The sequence below is a fragment of the Burkholderia sp. KBS0801 genome, from assembly GCF_005937855.2.
In the GTDB taxonomy this organism is placed as follows: Bacteria; Pseudomonadota; Gammaproteobacteria; order Burkholderiales; family Burkholderiaceae; genus Burkholderia; species Burkholderia ambifaria.
In genome coordinates, this window is record NZ_CP042178.1 from 1,297,042 (window position 1) to 1,311,538 (window position 14,497).

The window sequence follows — 14,497 nt, forward strand, 5'->3', positions numbered from 1 at the left end:
ATTCATGCCGATAGCCATCGACATGCAATACATTGCTGACACCCGCCCTGAATTCATTGCGTCGCAGGAGACCACCGTGCCGGCCTTGCCCACCCTGATTGCTTTCGGACTCGTGTCGCTCGGCATGGTCCTGACGCCCGGCCCGAACATGATCTACCTGATTTCCCGGTCGATCTGCCAGGGGCGCCGCGCGGGGTTGGTGTCGCTCGGCGGCGTGGCACTGGGGTTCGTGTTCTACATGTTCTGCGCGGCATTCGGCATCACCGCGCTGGTGCTGACCGTGCCGTACGCGTATGACGCACTGCGTTTCTGCGGCGCGCTGTACCTGGCCTATCTCGCGTGGCAGGCGCTCAAGCCGGGCGGCCGCTCGGCGTTTCAGGTCCGGCAATTGCCGCACGACAGCGACGCGAGGCTCTTCACGATGGGCTTCGTCACCAACCTCGCGAACCCGAAGATCGCGGTGATGTATCTGTCGCTGCTGCCGCAGTTCATTTCGCCGGGGCACGGCAGTGTGCTCGTGCAATCGCTGGCACTCGGCTGCGTGCAGATCGCGGTCAGCGTCTGCGTCAATGCGCTGATCGCGAGCATGGCCGGCTCGATCGCGGGGTTCCTTGCCGATCGGCCGGGCTGGGCACGGGGGCAGCGCTGGTTGATGGGGACCGTGCTGGCTGGGCTGGCCGTGCGCATCGCGCTCGAGTCGCGAAGCTAGATCGCGGGGCGCCTTGCGGTGGATGGGGACCGGGCAAGTGGATAGCGCGTTGCCCGCAGGGTCGAACTTTCCGCCGGCCGCCGCGCCATGACGCGCGGCGGCCGGCAGTCGCATCAGTGCTCACCGCGCTTCTTGCTCAGCTCGATCGTCTCGAACAACTCGTACTGCGCGCTCGGATGCTGATCCGCGCCCGGCGCGTGGTAGTAGCGCATCGTGATGGTCGTGTGGCCGCCCGGCTTGCCCGGATCGTGATCGAACACGGCGATCCCGTAGCCCGTGCCCGTATCGCGGCGCGCGGACCAGATCGCATCCTCAAGCGCATCGGCCGGCTTGCGCACGAACGTGTTCGCCGTCGTGCCCGGCACCGGCCGGTTCGGCTTCGTGAAGACCTTGGCCTGCACATAGCCGGTCGCCGGGTTCGCGCCGTACACGTCGAGCGGCGCGCTGGTGCCACCGCCGCCAAGGATCAGGTGGATCGTGCCGTGGCTCGTATCGAACGTCGTGCGGTCGGGATCCGTCGATCCGACCGGACGCGGCTGCAGCGTCTCGACGACTTCGCCGGTCGACGCATCGACGCCCGCGCGGTGATTGCAGCCGCGCACCGGGTAGCTGCGCTCGTAGTCGTGATCGTGACCGCACAGCACGAGGTCGACGCCGTAACGGTCGAACAGCGGCAGCCACGCCTCGCGGATGCCCTTGTCCGAGCCATTGCCCGTTTTCGACGAACTCAGCGCGTCCTGGTGCATCTGCACGACGATCCAGTCGATGTCGTCGTCGTGCGACGCGTGCCGCAGCGTATGTTCGAGCCAGCGCGTCTGCTCGCCGTTGCTGTAGCCGCGCACGTAGAACGACGTGCCCGGTTCGATCGGCGCGTGGCCGGTGCTCGCTGCCGGCACCAGCGGGTCGGGGCCGCCGACGAAGGCGGCCGCGTCCTGGTACACGACATCGTCCGCGTCGAGCGAGATGAACAGCACCGAGCTCACGCGGAAGCTGTACCAGCGGCCCGGAAAGCGCGTGCCGTTCTCGGGCAGCGTATAGCGCGCGAGATACGAGTCGAGCCCCTGCGGGCCGTTGTGGAATTCGATCTCGTGATTGCCGGGGCACGGCATCCACGGGCGATTCGCGGCCGACGTCTGGTTGTTGTTGCCGAAGTCGCGCCACACCTCCGGCTGGTGCGCGGGGTTCAGGTTCGCATAGCAGAGGTCGCCGTTGAGCAGGTGGAACAGCGGCTGGAACTGCTCGACGGCCTGCACCGCGAAGCGGCTTTGCGGCGACGACAGCACCCACGCGCCGTTCGGCGTCGCGAGATCGCCGTAGCTCGTGAAGCGAAACGGCGCGCGGCCGCGCGGCGCGGTCGTGAAGGTTGCGGCAAACGGCTGCGCGGCGTTGCTGTCGTTGTCGGCCGTGAGTTCGTAGCGGTAGCGCGTGTTCGGCTTCAAGCCATGCACGCGGGCGTGATACGTGAACACGGTTTCGCCATTCAGGCCGTCGGTGTAGAGGCGCTGAACACCATGCACCGTGCGTGCCGGCTCGCCGTCGGCGACGATGCGCGCGCGCGGATTGACGGCCGGCGCGAGCGACGCCCACGTGATCACGACTTCGGACGCCGGGTCGTTGCCCCACGTCAGGTGCACCTGCTCGGGTGTGCCGTCAGGGTTCGACGCGGCGGCACGGGCGGCCGCGAGCCCGCCCGCGGCGGTGGCGAGGCCGGAGACGCCGGCCAGTTTCAGGAAGCCGCGACGCGATACGGAAGCGGCCGGCTCGTTCGACTCGGCGGGGAAGTTGTCCTGGTTCGACATGATCGTATTTTCGATGAATGACACGCGAAGTGCGGAACCGCCCGGTCGTGCGCGAGCGCGTCGGGGGCGTGGGCCGGAAACGAGCGGGATCCCGGTGACACGCATTGTCGAAGCGCAGTTTTGCCGGGTTGTGACAGGCGCTAATCACCGCACGGACCGATGCGTCGAGCGGTGCGCGGCATTCGTTTCGTTTGTTGCCGGCGCGGCGGAAATTTATTTGCCGGTGTCGCGACGGATTTTGCCGGATGCGTCGTTTAACGCATGAACGGCCGCTTCCGGGCATGAACGGTCGATACACGACGCTTCGGAGTCTTGCATGAAACTTTCCATTTCATTACGGTTTGCTGCGGGATGTGCAGCCGCGCTGGCGACGTCCGCCGTATTCGCCCAGGCCGTCATCGTCGCGCCGGTCGCACCGCCGCCGCCGCGCGTCGAAGTGATGCCGGCGCCGCGCGCGGGCTACGTGTGGGATCAGGGCCACTGGCACTGGCGGCATGGCCGCTACGTGTGGATTCCCGGGCACTGGCAAGGGGTGCGCGCCGGTTATCACTGGGTGCCCGGGCATTGGGTCGCGCGTGGCCCGAACTGGCGCTGGGTGCCCGGTCACTGGGCGTGATGCGCAGCGTGCCGCGCGGCGCGCAGCGCCCGTGTGGCGGGACTTCCACGTAACCTCATCCGTCGAGCCATGCCTTTTCGAACTCTCGTGATCCTGGCAGCAGCGGCCATCGTGCTGGCCGGCTGTGTCGTGGTGCCGGCGCGTCCGGTGTATTACCGGCCCGCGCCGGTCGTCGTATATTGATCGCGCCGGCCGGCGGGCGATCGACAGGATCGATATGCCGTTCGAACCGGATGTCGACGAAACCGCCCGGGCCGATCTCGGGCGCGTAGCCGACGCGTCGTCCTGGCGCCGTCCGGTGCCGGCGCGACGCATGCAAGGAGAGCACGACGATGAGCTTCAGCCGGACGGCGGGGATACCCGCCTGCAGCATGCGGCGTTCGCACGGCACGTTGCGGAGCGGCCTGCGTTGAGCGATGCCGATCCGGACGCGGAACTCGTCGCGCGGGTCGGCGCGCGCGACGCGTCGGCCGTGCGCGTGCTCGTCGCCCGCAAGCTGCCGCGATTGCTTGCGCTCGCGACGCGCATGCTCGGCGACCGGACCGAAGCCGAAGACGTTGCGCAGGAAACCTTCCTGCGGATCTGGAATCAAGCGCCGCGCTGGCGGGACGGTGAAGCGCGCTTCGACACGTGGCTGCATCGCGTCGTGCTGAACCTGTGCTACGACCGCTTGCGTGGACGGCGCGAGGAGCCGGTCGACACGCTGCCCGACGTGCCCGACACGCAACCCGAGCCGGCCGCGCAAGCGGAGTTGCGCTCGCGCGATGCGCGCGTGCGCCAGGCGCTCGCCGCGTTGCCGCCCCGGCAGCGGGAAGCGCTCGTGCTCCAGTACTATCAGGACATGTCGAATGTAGAGGCGGCCAACCTGATGGGCATCACCGTCGATGCGCTGGAAAGCCTGCTCGCGCGCGCGAGGCGCAACCTGCGCGCGCAACTGGCCGGCGACCCACCTAGCGAGGACAAGCGATGACACCCGAACGATTCCGTACCATCGTCGCCGCGTACGGCTCGGATGCGCGGCGCTGGCCGCAAGACGAACGCGCGGCGGCCGAAGCGTGGGCGCAAGCGCATCCGCGCGACGCGCTGGCGGCGCTCGACGATGCCGCCGAGCTCGATGCGTGGCTCATGCAGGATACGGTCGCGCCGCCCGCGCCGACGCTCGTCGAACGCATCGTCGCGTCGGCGCCCGCGCCGCAACGTGCGCGGCGACGAGGAAAAGTGTGGTGGTCGGGGGCGGCGTTCGCGGGCGTCGGGCTGGCCGGCGCGCTGGCGGGCGCGGTGGCCGTGTCGATGCTGATGCTCGGTAGCGCGCCGATCGCGCAACACGAACCGGGCTATCTGACGACGACCTTCGGCGGCCCGAGCATCGACGGAGGCGACGAATGACCGAACGCGGCTGGAAATTCATTCTCGTCGCGTCCGTCGTGCTGAACGTGTTCATGCTCGGCGCGATTGGCGGCGGCGTGTATCAGTGGTTCTCGACGCATCGCGATCTGCATGCGGCCGGGATGCCTGGTCAACGGACGGCGCTGCGGTTCGCCGCTGACCAGTTGTCTGATGCGCGTCGGCAGCAGTTCGCCGCGGCGCTGAAGGTGGCGCGCAAGGACGGTCGCGATTTCGCGCGGGAAGGGCGCGATGGGCGGATCACGGTGCTGGATTTGCTGGCCGCGCCGCAGCTCGATCGTCCGGCAATCGATGCGGCGCTCGATCGTACGCGAGCAGCGGACAGTGCGTTGCGCGGGCAGGTCGAGCGCAGCGTGGTCGATTTCGCGGCGACGTTGACGCCGGATGAACGTGCGAAGTTCGTCGACGGATTGCGGCGGAGTGGGAACTGGCGGCTGCCGGCGAGGTTGCAGAAGAAGGAGGGGGCGGTGGGAGGGTAGTGAGCGGCGTTGCGTGACGACGCTCTACGAGATACCCGTCTGCGGGATTATGATGATCCGATCGGTAGCAGCGGTCCGAGGACATGCGAATTCCGGGGCGACCGATTTCGCCGGCCCGTCTTGGTTTCGGGCCGGGTTTGCATAGCCTGTTCCGTCGGCCTGCCGGTGCCTCCCCGACATATCCACCGCAACGCGATGCGGCAAGCTCGAGGGCCGCGACAGGGGCGAACCATGAATCGAGGTGAAGACTTTATCGTGCGCACCATGTCGGCCGACGAGGTGGCCATGTCGGTCGAATGGGCGGCTGCAGAAGGGTGGAACCCCGGCTTGCACGACCCGCATTGTTTCAGGGAGGCGGACCCGGCCGGTTTTTTCGTTGGCGTCTGTCGTGGCGAGCCGGTCGCGTGCCTGGCCGCTGTCGCCTATGACGAGCGCTTCAGCTTCATCGGTCTCTACATCGTGAAGCCCGCGTTTCGCGGTCAAGGCTTCGGTTTGCGCATCTGGCAGCACGGCGTGCGTTACCTTGGAGACCGTAACATCGGTCTCGACGGTGTCGTTGCCCGGCAGGCGAGCTACGCGAAGTCCGGGTTCCGGCTCGCGTATCGCAACATCCGCTATCAGGGGCGCGTCGACGGCATCGGGTGCGCGCATGTGGCGGCAGCGGCCGATGTACCGTTCGAGCAGTTGCTTGCCTACGATCGCCGGTGTTTCCCCGCAGCGCGCGAGCGTTTCGTCTCGGCCTGGACTACTCAACCGGATGCCGTTGCGCTCGCAACGATCGATGGCGGCCGTGTCGCCGGCTACGGTGTCATACGCCGCTGCAAGGTGGGCTGCAAGATCGGCCCGCTCTTTGCCGATGATGCCGGGATCGCCACGGGGCTGTTTCGTGCGCTGGCGGCGCGGATGCCCGACGAGGTAATCACGCTCGACGTGCCTGAAACGAATCCTGCGGCCGTTGCGCTGGCGGAACGGCACGGCATGTCGAGCGTATTCGAGACCGCGCGGATGTATACGAAAGAAGTGCCCGCGATTGCGATCGATCGCGTGTTCGGCGTGACGTCGTTCGAGTTGGGGTGATAGCCGCGAACGTGCGCACGGCAGGGCAGCCGTTTCGCCATCCATGACAAAAATCCAGCGCGCGACGACCCGACTGCCCGCCGGCGTTTGAAAACCAATCGCAAGACGCACGCGCTGACACCCCAAAAAATATTTCTCACATCTCCGCGACGGATTTCCCGCCGGCGTCCGTTAAACACGGGTACGCATTGCGAGAACCCCCGTCATGGATCATCCGAACGACATCTCACCGGCTGCCATCGCGCTGAACCGCTTCGGTCTCGGCGCGCGGGCCGACGAAGCGCCGCCTGCGGATCCGAAGGCGGCGCTCATCGCTCAATTCGACCGTTACGACGCGCGGCCGGCCGCATGGGCCGCTGAACCGGACGCGGTCACGCTCGCGACGCGCTTCGCGAACGCCCGCAACGCGATGACGAGCGACGACGCGGCAGCCAAGCGCGCGACCGCGCAGTCGATCCGTCGCGACGGCTACGACGCGTATCGCAGTGCGGTCGCCGCGCGGCTGAACAGCGCGCTCACCACGCCCGCACCGTTCGTCGAGCGACTCGTGCATTTCTGGGCGAACCATTTCGCGGTGTCCGTCGACAAGGGGCAGGTCGCCGCGTACGCGGGCGCATTCGAGCGCGACGCGATCCGCCCACACGTGCTCGGCCGCTTCGAGGACATGCTCGTCGCCGTCGAGCAGCATCCCGCGATGCAGCTGTTCCTCGACCAGGCACGCTCGGTCGGCCCCGACAGTCCGGCCGCGATGCGCGCCGAAACCCGTGATCCGGCGGCGCGGCTCGGTCTCAACGAGAACCTCGCGCGCGAGATCATGGAGCTGCATACGCTCGGCGTACGGACCGGCTATACGCAAGCGGACGTGACGGAATTCGCGCGTGCGCTGACCGGCTGGAGCATCGCCGGCGGACGCGGGCCGCAGCCCGGCGATGCGGCGCCCGGCGCGTTCGTGTTTCGCCCGAAGCTGCACGAACCGGGCGCGCGCACGGTAATGGGCCGCACCTACGACCAGCCGGGCGAAGCGCAGGCGCGCGCGATTCTGAGCGACCTCGCACGTTCGCCGGCAACGGGCCGGCATGTCGCGTTCCAGCTCGCGCGCCATTTCGTCGCCGACAACCCGCCGCCCGCGCTCACCGACCGGCTCGCCCGCGCATTCGAGACGAGCGGTGGCGATTTGCCGACCGTTTACCGCGCGCTCGTCGATGCGCCGGACGCATGGTCGCCGGTCAATCGCAAGTTCAAGACGCCGTGGGAGTGGGCCGTGTCGTCGCTGCGCGGGCTTGGCTGGCGCGACGCGGGCGACCTGAAGGCCGCGCCGCTGCTCGCGCAACTCGGCCAGCCGGTGTGGCGGCCCGGGTCGCCGGCCGGCTACGACGACCTGGCCGCGAGCTGGGCCGCGCCCGACGCGCTGGTGCGACGCGTGGAGATCGCGCAGCGGCTCGCCGCACGCACGGGCGATCGGCTCGATCCACGCACGCTCGGCAACACGCTGTTGGCCGGCTCACTGAGCGAGCCGACGGCGACTGCGCTGTCGCGTGCCGAAAGCGCGACCACGTCGCTCGCGCTGCTGCTCGTGTCACCCGATTTCCAACGGAGATGAACATGGCTCGATCCATTACCCGTCGGCATTTCCTGAGCATTGCCGCGGCCGGTGCGGGTGCGATGCTCGTCGCGCCGCGTATCGTGTTCGCGAATGTCGAGACCGACCGGCGCTTCGTGTTCGTGATCCAGCGCGGCGCGGCCGACGGGCTGAACATCGTCGTCCCGTATGCGGAGCCCGCGTATGCGTCGCTGCGCGGCCCGCTGGCGATCGATCCGTCGACGGCGACACGTGTCGACGGCACGTTCGCGCTGCATCCGTCGCTTGTGCAGACCGCACGGATGGTTCGCGACAAACAGGCGCTGTTCGTCCACGCGATTGCATCGCCGTATCGCGACCGCTCGCATTTCGATGGCCAGAACGTGCTCGAGACGGGCGGCCGCGCGCCGTATCAGGTGAAGGACGGCTGGCTGAACCGCCTCGCCGCGATGTTGCCGGCGACGCGCGAGCGCGCGATCGCATTCGCGCCGACGGTGCCGCTCGCATTGCGCGGCGGCGTGCAGGCCGCGTCGTATGCGGCATCCGGTTTGCCGGCCGCGCCGGACGATCTGCTCGCGCGCGTGTCGGCGCTTTACGAGGCCGACGCGCAGCTCGGGCCGCTGTGGCAGTCGGCGATGGCCGCGCGCGGCCTCGCCGGCGATGCGCATGCGCGTCAGGACCCGGCGGGCGTCGGCAAGCTCGCGGCGACGTTTCTTGCGCGCGACGACGGCCCGCGGATCGCGATGATCGAGACGGGCGGCTGGGACACGCACAGCGCGCAGAACGCACGGCTCGCGAATCAGTTGAAGGCGCTCGACACGATGCTCGCCGCGTTGCGCGACGGACTCGGGCCCGTGTGGCAGCAGACCACGGTGCTCGTCGCGACCGAGTTCGGGCGCACAGCCGCCGCGAACGGTACGGGCGGCACCGATCACGGGCAGGCGTCGGTCGCGATGCTGGCGGGCGGGGCGGTCGCGGGCGGCCGCGTGATCGCCGACTGGCCCGGCTTGCGGCCAGGCGACCTGTACGAAGGGCGCGACCTGAAACCGACCGCGTCGCTCGACGCGCTGATCGCGGGCGCGGCCGCCGAGAGCCTGCGGCTCGATCCCGGCCGTACCGCGTCCACGTTGTTCGCGGAAAGCGGCACGACGCGGCCGATGACGGGCCTCGTTCGTACAACGGCGTGACGCGCGGCATGCGCGCGTTCGCGTCCACCAACCGATTACATGACAGGGAGAATCGACGATGAAGATCCGATCCGTATCGCTTGCCGTACTGGTGAGCGCGAGCGCCGCGCTGATGTCCGCGTGCGTGGTTGAACCGGCGCGGCCGCCGCAGCCTGCGCCGGTCGTAGAGGTGGCGCCGCCGCAGCCCGCGCCCGGTTATCGCTGGGCGAAGGGCCATTACCGCTGGGCCGGCAACCACTGGGCGTGGGTGCCGGGGCACTGGGTGGCCGTGTATTGAAGCGGGCGAAGCGTGCAAAGGGCGGGCCGTTCACCATCCGGGCCGGTGCTTTGCCTCGGTTTCGCTGTGCTGCCAGTCGTCGTCCGCATGCAGATACTGGCTCGTCGTCGGCGGCGATACGTGGCCGAGGTTGGCGCGCATGAGCTGCGAGTCGACACGACCGTCCGCCATCTGGGAGCCAGCGCTGAAGGCCCAGCGCGTACGATCCGTGTGGCAGGATGCGCGCGCATCGTCGCGCGGCATCGTGGCGATCGCATCCTTGACCGCCAACCACAGCGGCGGGCCCGGATGGCGCGTGAGCACCCACGCGCAGGCCGTCGCATTCGGCGAAGATATCCTCCGAGAGAAAATGAGTCTTCATGATCGTGCAGCGCTCATCGAGCATCGCGGTCGCGACGAGCGTGCAGACGTGAGGGGAGCGGCACGCCGGCTGTAAGCCGTTTGTGAACTTTCCCGGAGCGGCGCTCGTCTAATCGGCCCGCCAACGCTTCCTGAGGACCTCCAGATGATTCGCAACACCAGAACGCTGCTCGGCGCGGCCGTGCTTGCCGGCAGCACGCTGCTCGCCGGATGCCAGACCGACGCGGCCGCGACAGACTCGCGCGCGGCTCGCCCGGTGGACGCCCGGCCCGTGACCAGGACCGTTTATGTCGCGCCGCAGGCAGCGCGCTGTACGGGCGTCGCACCGATGGATTGCCTGCAGGTGCGCAGCAGCCCGGCCGAGCCGTGGAGCTTGTGGTACGCGGGGATCGAAGGCTTCGCGTACCAGCCCGGCTATCAATACGTGCTGGAAGTCGACGAGTACCGCGTCGCGCAGCCGCCGGCCGACGCTTCGTCGATCCGCTGGGTGCTCAAGCGTGTTGTTGAGCGGCGTCAGGTGAACTGACGGCCACGCCCACCCGCGTCGCCGCTTACGCCGACGCCCCCGGCGCAACCGGCCTCGGCGGCGCGGCAGTATCGATCCGCCGGAACACGACCGACGACAGCAGCGTGACCGAGCCCATGCAGACGAACGACAACATGAAGCCGTTCGCCATCGAGCCCCAACGCGCGGCGAACAGGTTCACGAGCCCGCCGCCGATCGACACGCCGAGCCCCATCGCCAGCATCTGCATCATCGTGAACAGGCTGTTGCCGCTGCCGGCGTCGGCGTGCGACAGCCCCTTGAGCGTCACGGCGTTCATCGCGGCGAACTGCATCGAGTTCGCGGCGCCGAACACGATCAGCAATGCCATCTCCAGCACCGGCGCGGGCCGCGCCGACACCAGCGCGAAGCCTGCGATCGCGCAGCCGACGATCCCCGTGTTCACGACCAGAAACGTCGCATAGCCGAAGCGTTTCGCGAGCGGCGCGATCCAGCGCTTCGCGATCACGCCGGCGATCGCGGCCGGCAGCATCATCATCCCCGACTGCAGCGGCGTATAGCCGAGCTGCACCTGCATCAGCAGCGGCAGCATGAACGGCACCGCGCTCGTGCCGATCCGGCACAGCAGGTTGCCGAGCAGCCCCGAGCCGAAATTCGGCTCGCGGAACAACCCGAGCCGGAACAGCGGCTGCGCGCGGCGCCGTGCGTGAGGGAGGTACGCGAGCGCACTCGCCATGCCGAGCATGGCGAGCCCGATCGCCCAGCCGGTGCGGTGCGCGGGCATCGGCGGATCGATCGCGAGCGACAGCGCGAGCATCGCGACCGACAGCAACGCACAGCCGACGAAGTCGAACGGCGGCGGCTGCGTCGCCTGGTCGTGCGGCAGAAAGCGCTGCACCGCGATGAAGCCGACCACGCCGACCGGCACGTTGACGATGAATACCCAGTGCCAGGAAATCGCCTGCGTGAGCCAGCCGCCGAGCGTCGGCCCGATGATCGGGCCGAGCTGCCCGGCGATCGACACGAACGCGATTGCCGCGACGTACTGTTCGCCCGGCACGCGGCGCAACACCGCAAGCCGCCCGATCGGCAGCAGCATCGAGCCGCCGATGCCCTGCACGGCACGCGCGACGACGAGCTGGCCGAGCGTGTGCGACGCGGCGCAGCCGATCGACGCCAGCGAGAACACGAGGATGGCGAGCGAGAACACGCGGCGCGTGCCGAACCGGTCGGCGAGCCAGCCGGACGCCGGCGTGAGCATCGCCATCGTCAGCGTGTAGACGACCACGACCGGCTGCATCGCGAGCGGCGACGCATGCAGGCTTTGCGCGATCGACGGCAGCGCGGTGTTGACGATCGTCGTGTCGAGGGACTGCATGAAGAATGCGGCGGCGACGATCCACAGCAGCGCGGAATGTGAGGGTTCGCGGGACATGACGAAGTGGGAAGTGCGTCGACCGGCATGGCGACGTGGCACGGCCGGTCTACAAGCACTGGATGGTATCGATTCCGGTGGTCATCGGGAAGCTGCCTGATGGCATTGACTGTCATCGTAATCGGCGATGACAATGCGGGATGCTCAATCCCGTCTGGCTCAAGACGTTCGCGACCGTCACGAACTGCCGCAGCTTCACCGAAGCGGGCCGGCAGCTCGGGCTCAACCAGTCGAGCGTCAGCGAACACATCCGTCGTCTCGAAGAGAGCGTCGGGCGGCGGCTGTTCGTGCGCGACACCCATTCGATCGCGATGACGGCCGACGGCGAGGCGCTGCTCGTGCATGCGAACGTGATCCTGCAGGCGCTGAACCGCGCGGAATCGCAGTTTCGCAAGCCGCGGCTGCAGGGCCGCGTGCGGCTCGGCGCATCGGACGATCTCGCGCTGGTCGCGCTGCCGGACGTGCTCGCGGCGTTTCGCACCGCGCACCCCGACGTCGCGCTGGAAATCACGACCGGCATGACGAGCCGGCTCTACGAACTGATGGATGCGGGCGCGCTCGACCTGATGATCGGCAAGCGGCGGCTCGGCGAGCGGCGCGGCACGCCGCTGTTGCGCGCGCGGCTCGAGTGGGTCGCGCGGCCGGGCACCGTGGTCGACCTGGAGCGGCCGCTGCCGCTCGTGCTGGTGGCCGAGCCGAGCGTCACGCGCGCGGTCGTGCTGAACGCGCTCGCGGAAAAGGGGATCGGCTGGGAAGTCGTGTGTTCGAGCAGCAGCCAGCCGGGCTGCATCGCGGCCGCGCGGGCCGGGCTCGGGCTCACCGCGACGTCGCAGTATCTGTCGGCGCGCGGCCTGGCGACGCCGGTAAACGGCGACGGGCTGCCCGCGCTACCCGACGTCGAATTCATCGCACTCGCCGCGAAGCGGCTCAGCCAGCCGGCCGGCACGCTGCTCGAGCTGCTGGAAACCAGCGACCTGCGCGCACCCGGCGCGGCCGATCAGGGCGTGTAGCGCACGGCGTTACCTGACAGCTGCCGATGGTTACCCGACAGCCGCCGATCGCACCGCATCCTGCCGGGCGCCCGCCGGCCGTGCCACGCGCCACGCATCGCCGCTCTCGGTATGCCGACGACTCACCTGTGCGTGTCCGGCGTGCATTGCAGCGCCCGCTGCGCGAAACCGCCGGTCATCTGCACGGCGATGATGCATCGAAAACAGATGCGTTCCTGAAACATTTCCGTCGATTCCCCCACCCGTCACGCTTCGCAGGTGAGGGCGACGCTTGTCCCGCGTGGGTTCGCGCCGCATGGCACACGCCTTGCGGTGAGCCCCGTGCCGCTCGTCACAACCGCGACTGATATTCACGATAAATCGCGGGAGCGGCACGCAACGACATCGAAACATCGGGGATCGGCTCGAGCCGCGGGATGGCGGCCCGACGTGTCGGACGCGCGCAGCGTCGTATCGGCGACACGAACGGGCACCGCACGCTCGATCCGTCAAACAGCAAGCTTGCTTGCAAGGTGTCGTGCCGGGGGACCCGCTGCGCGTGGCGGCATGCGCTGCTCGCGGCGGGTCGATGCCCAAACGGTGCACTGGCCGCCGCGGCCGGGCCCGCAGAAAGGCCGGATTCCGGTCTCCAGCGGCCTCGATGAACTGAATCGGAAGATGTCGCGGTATCGGTGGTATCCGGTCCTCCAGATCGGGATCTCGTACCGGTTCTGAGCCGCGCAGGCGTCACAGCGCGGCCGTGCTTTGCTCGCGTGCGGGTTCGACCGTCCTGCGGGCCGGGCGCGCATCGTTGCGCTTCGCGATGAACGGGTGCTCGATGTAGCGGTAAGTCAGCAGCGCACAGAAGACGGCGACCAGTGCGCACGCGAGCGACAGCGCCCAGATGCCGGAGTCGTCAACGGAATTGATCGGGAAAACGAACTTGTTGAATGCGCGGACGATCGCGTACACGATCGCCATGTGGAGCATGTAAATGCTGAAGCTGGCGGTGCCGAGCAGCGCGAGCGGTCGGGTTTCGAGCACGCCGTAGAACGTGTTCCCGCACGCCACGCACAGGAACACGGGGAGCAGCGGCAACGCGCCCTCGATCGAGTAGCGTTCGGCCGGATACGGGGCGACGGCGAGAATCAGCAGCGCGACGGTGGACGCCGATTTCGTGGCGAACAGCGAGCGGATCGCGGGATGTCGCGATGCCTCGAACGCCAGCGCGCCGAACGCGAACAGCAGGGCCATCCCGCCGGGCGGCCCGAACAGCGCGGCGCAGAACGTGACGATCGCGAACGCGAGCAGCTTGCGCCATGCGCGCGTCGCGACGAACCACGCGAGAAACGGAATCGCGACGTAGAACCGCCATTCATACGCGAGCGTCCACCAGACGCCGCTCAGATAGCCGGTGTGTTCCGCGCCGTTGACCGGGAATGCGCCGAACCAGCCGAGAGAAACGGCTTTGAGCAGATCGGCCAGCAACCGGATCGGCGCGTCGACGACATTGCGGGGAAACCAGTACAGCGTGCAGGCGACGATGACGATCGCGTAAAAGAGGTAGAGCGGGGCGACGCGCCGCACGCGCCCGACGAAGAAGCTCCGCACGTCGAGCGTGCCTCTACATGCGCGTTCCCAGAACAGGAACCCGGTGACCATGAAGAACAGCGCGACGGGAATCGTGCCGAGATTGCGCAGGAAGTCGGAAGGGGCGCCCCAGACGCCGGTCGCCAGCAAGCCCTGGTTGCACGCGAAGTGATGGAACACGACGGAGGTCGCCAGGATGCCGCGGAATCCGTCCAGGTTGGGATGGCGCATCGACAGCGATTTGTCGACGGCCGACCGGTAGAACGGTACGTGCCTCGCGACGAGCCACGCGATGATCGCGACGGCCGCAAGGCAGGCCGGGAAGTAGAGCTTGTCGGGAGTCGGGGAAAACAGGGTATCCAGAGAAGGGGTAATCAGGTCCACTGAAGGGCGTCTCGTGTCTTGGATCGCTTGGATCGGAATTTCAGGCACGGATGGTCCGCGTCGATGCAAGGTCTTCTGCGCGCTTCGTGCGGCGTTCGATCGCCGGT

General features: G+C 68.3%; 14 protein-coding genes and 1 pseudogene. 11 read left to right on the forward strand and 4 right to left on the reverse strand.

What is annotated here, in order from left to right; translation table 11 throughout:
• Nucleotides 1–76: 76 nt before the first annotated feature.
• A complete protein-coding gene (locus FFI87_RS22725) occupies nt 77–709 on the forward strand; it encodes a LysE family translocator (protein ID WP_138850194.1) in 633 nt (210 codons plus the stop codon).
• A gap of 113 nt (nt 710–822) precedes the next feature.
• Here the strand turns inward: FFI87_RS22725 and FFI87_RS22730 are convergent, their stop codons facing one another.
• Nucleotides 823–2,508 (reverse strand): purple acid phosphatase family protein, encoded by a 1,686-nt coding sequence (locus FFI87_RS22730; protein ID WP_138848936.1) that lies wholly within the window; start codon nt 2,506–2,508, stop codon nt 823–825.
• A gap of 316 nt (nt 2,509–2,824) precedes the next feature.
• Between FFI87_RS22730 and FFI87_RS22735 the strand changes: the two genes are divergently transcribed.
• From FFI87_RS22735 to FFI87_RS22770, 8 genes are all read left to right on the forward strand, one after another.
• Nucleotides 2,825–3,124, forward strand: a complete 300-nt coding sequence (locus tag FFI87_RS22735) for a YXWGXW repeat-containing protein (protein ID WP_012366152.1) — start codon at nt 2,825–2,827, stop codon at nt 3,122–3,124.
• 217 nt (nt 3,125–3,341) lie between these two features.
• Nucleotides 3,342–4,094 (forward strand): RNA polymerase sigma factor, encoded by a 753-nt coding sequence (locus tag FFI87_RS22740; RefSeq protein WP_138848935.1) that lies wholly within the window; start codon nt 3,342–3,344, stop codon nt 4,092–4,094.
• Nucleotides 4,091–4,510, forward strand: coding sequence for a hypothetical protein (locus tag FFI87_RS22745; protein WP_012366150.1), 420 nt, complete (start codon nt 4,091–4,093; stop codon nt 4,508–4,510). The genes FFI87_RS22740 and FFI87_RS22745 overlap by 4 nt, the downstream gene beginning before the upstream one ends.
• Complete coding sequence (locus FFI87_RS22750) at nt 4,507–5,007, forward strand: periplasmic heavy metal sensor (RefSeq protein WP_138848934.1); 501 nt, start codon at nt 4,507–4,509, stop codon at nt 5,005–5,007. The genes FFI87_RS22745 and FFI87_RS22750 overlap by 4 nt, the downstream gene beginning before the upstream one ends.
• Before the next feature lie 231 nt (nt 5,008–5,238).
• Nucleotides 5,239–6,084: a GNAT family N-acetyltransferase gene (locus FFI87_RS22755; RefSeq protein WP_041490048.1), complete on the forward strand. Its 846-nt coding sequence runs from the start codon at nt 5,239–5,241 to the stop codon at nt 6,082–6,084.
• A gap of 205 nt (nt 6,085–6,289) precedes the next feature.
• A complete protein-coding gene (locus FFI87_RS22760; RefSeq protein WP_138848933.1) occupies nt 6,290–7,684 on the forward strand; it encodes a DUF1800 family protein in 1,395 nt (464 codons plus the stop codon).
• Nucleotides 7,685–7,686: 2 nt separating this feature from the next.
• Nucleotides 7,687–8,850, forward strand: coding sequence for a DUF1501 domain-containing protein (locus FFI87_RS22765; RefSeq protein WP_138848932.1), 1,164 nt, complete (start codon nt 7,687–7,689; stop codon nt 8,848–8,850).
• A gap of 58 nt (nt 8,851–8,908) precedes the next feature.
• On the forward strand, nt 8,909–9,127 hold the full coding sequence (locus FFI87_RS22770; RefSeq protein ID WP_138848931.1) for a YXWGXW repeat-containing protein: 219 nt from the start codon (nt 8,909–8,911) through the stop codon (nt 9,125–9,127).
• A gap of 30 nt (nt 9,128–9,157) precedes the next feature.
• On the opposite strand, the pseudogene FFI87_RS22775 reads toward FFI87_RS22770, so the two are convergent.
• Nucleotides 9,158–9,427, reverse strand: a pseudogene (locus tag FFI87_RS22775) (hypothetical protein); the annotation flags it as partial.
• Between the two features lie 205 nt (nt 9,428–9,632).
• Between FFI87_RS22775 and FFI87_RS22780 the strand changes: the two are divergent.
• A complete protein-coding gene (locus FFI87_RS22780; protein ID WP_138848930.1) occupies nt 9,633–10,013 on the forward strand; it encodes a DUF4377 domain-containing protein in 381 nt (126 codons plus the stop codon).
• Nucleotides 10,014–10,038: 25 nt separating this feature from the next.
• On the opposite strand, the gene FFI87_RS22785 is transcribed toward FFI87_RS22780, so the two are convergent.
• Nucleotides 10,039–11,427 carry a DHA2 family efflux MFS transporter permease subunit gene (locus FFI87_RS22785; RefSeq protein ID WP_138848929.1) on the reverse strand — a complete coding sequence of 463 codons (1,389 nt, stop codon included), beginning with the start codon at nt 11,425–11,427 and terminating at the stop codon, nt 10,039–10,041.
• Nucleotides 11,428–11,567: 140 nt separating this feature from the next.
• On the opposite strand from FFI87_RS22785, the gene FFI87_RS22790 reads away from it, so the two are divergent.
• Entirely contained in the window at nt 11,568–12,437 is an 870-nt protein-coding gene (locus FFI87_RS22790) for a LysR family transcriptional regulator (RefSeq protein WP_138848928.1), read from the forward strand.
• 726 nt (nt 12,438–13,163) lie between these two features.
• Here the strand turns inward: FFI87_RS22790 and FFI87_RS22795 are convergent.
• Nucleotides 13,164–14,390, reverse strand: a complete 1,227-nt coding sequence (locus FFI87_RS22795) for an acyltransferase family protein (protein ID WP_138848927.1) — start codon at nt 14,388–14,390, stop codon at nt 13,164–13,166.
• Nucleotides 14,391–14,497 lie beyond the last annotated feature (107 nt).

Bases quoted from the DNA above. Each gene is read 5' to 3' on its own strand.
- FFI87_RS22780 (WP_138848930.1), top strand. From the start codon at position 9,633: ATGATTCGCAACACCAGAACGCTGCTCGGCGCGGCCGTGCTTGCCGGC.
- FFI87_RS22735 (WP_012366152.1), top strand. From the start codon at position 2,825: ATGAAACTTTCCATTTCATTACGGTTTGCTGCGGGATGTGCAGCCGCG.
- FFI87_RS22785 (WP_138848929.1), bottom strand. From the start codon at position 11,427: ATGTCCCGCGAACCCTCACATTCCGCGCTGCTGTGGATCGTCGCCGCC.
- FFI87_RS22755 (WP_041490048.1), top strand. From the start codon at position 5,239: ATGAATCGAGGTGAAGACTTTATCGTGCGCACCATGTCGGCCGACGAG.
- FFI87_RS22750 (WP_138848934.1), top strand. From the start codon at position 4,507: ATGACCGAACGCGGCTGGAAATTCATTCTCGTCGCGTCCGTCGTGCTG.
- FFI87_RS22730 (WP_138848936.1), bottom strand. From the start codon at position 2,508: ATGTCGAACCAGGACAACTTCCCCGCCGAGTCGAACGAGCCGGCCGCT.
- FFI87_RS22790 (WP_138848928.1), top strand. From the start codon at position 11,568: ATGCTCAATCCCGTCTGGCTCAAGACGTTCGCGACCGTCACGAACTGC.
- FFI87_RS22760 (WP_138848933.1), top strand. From the start codon at position 6,290: ATGGATCATCCGAACGACATCTCACCGGCTGCCATCGCGCTGAACCGC.
- FFI87_RS22765 (WP_138848932.1), top strand. From the start codon at position 7,687: ATGGCTCGATCCATTACCCGTCGGCATTTCCTGAGCATTGCCGCGGCC.
- FFI87_RS22770 (WP_138848931.1), top strand. From the start codon at position 8,909: ATGAAGATCCGATCCGTATCGCTTGCCGTACTGGTGAGCGCGAGCGCC.
- FFI87_RS22740 (WP_138848935.1), top strand. From the start codon at position 3,342: ATGCCGTTCGAACCGGATGTCGACGAAACCGCCCGGGCCGATCTCGGG.
- FFI87_RS22745 (WP_012366150.1), top strand. From the start codon at position 4,091: ATGACACCCGAACGATTCCGTACCATCGTCGCCGCGTACGGCTCGGAT.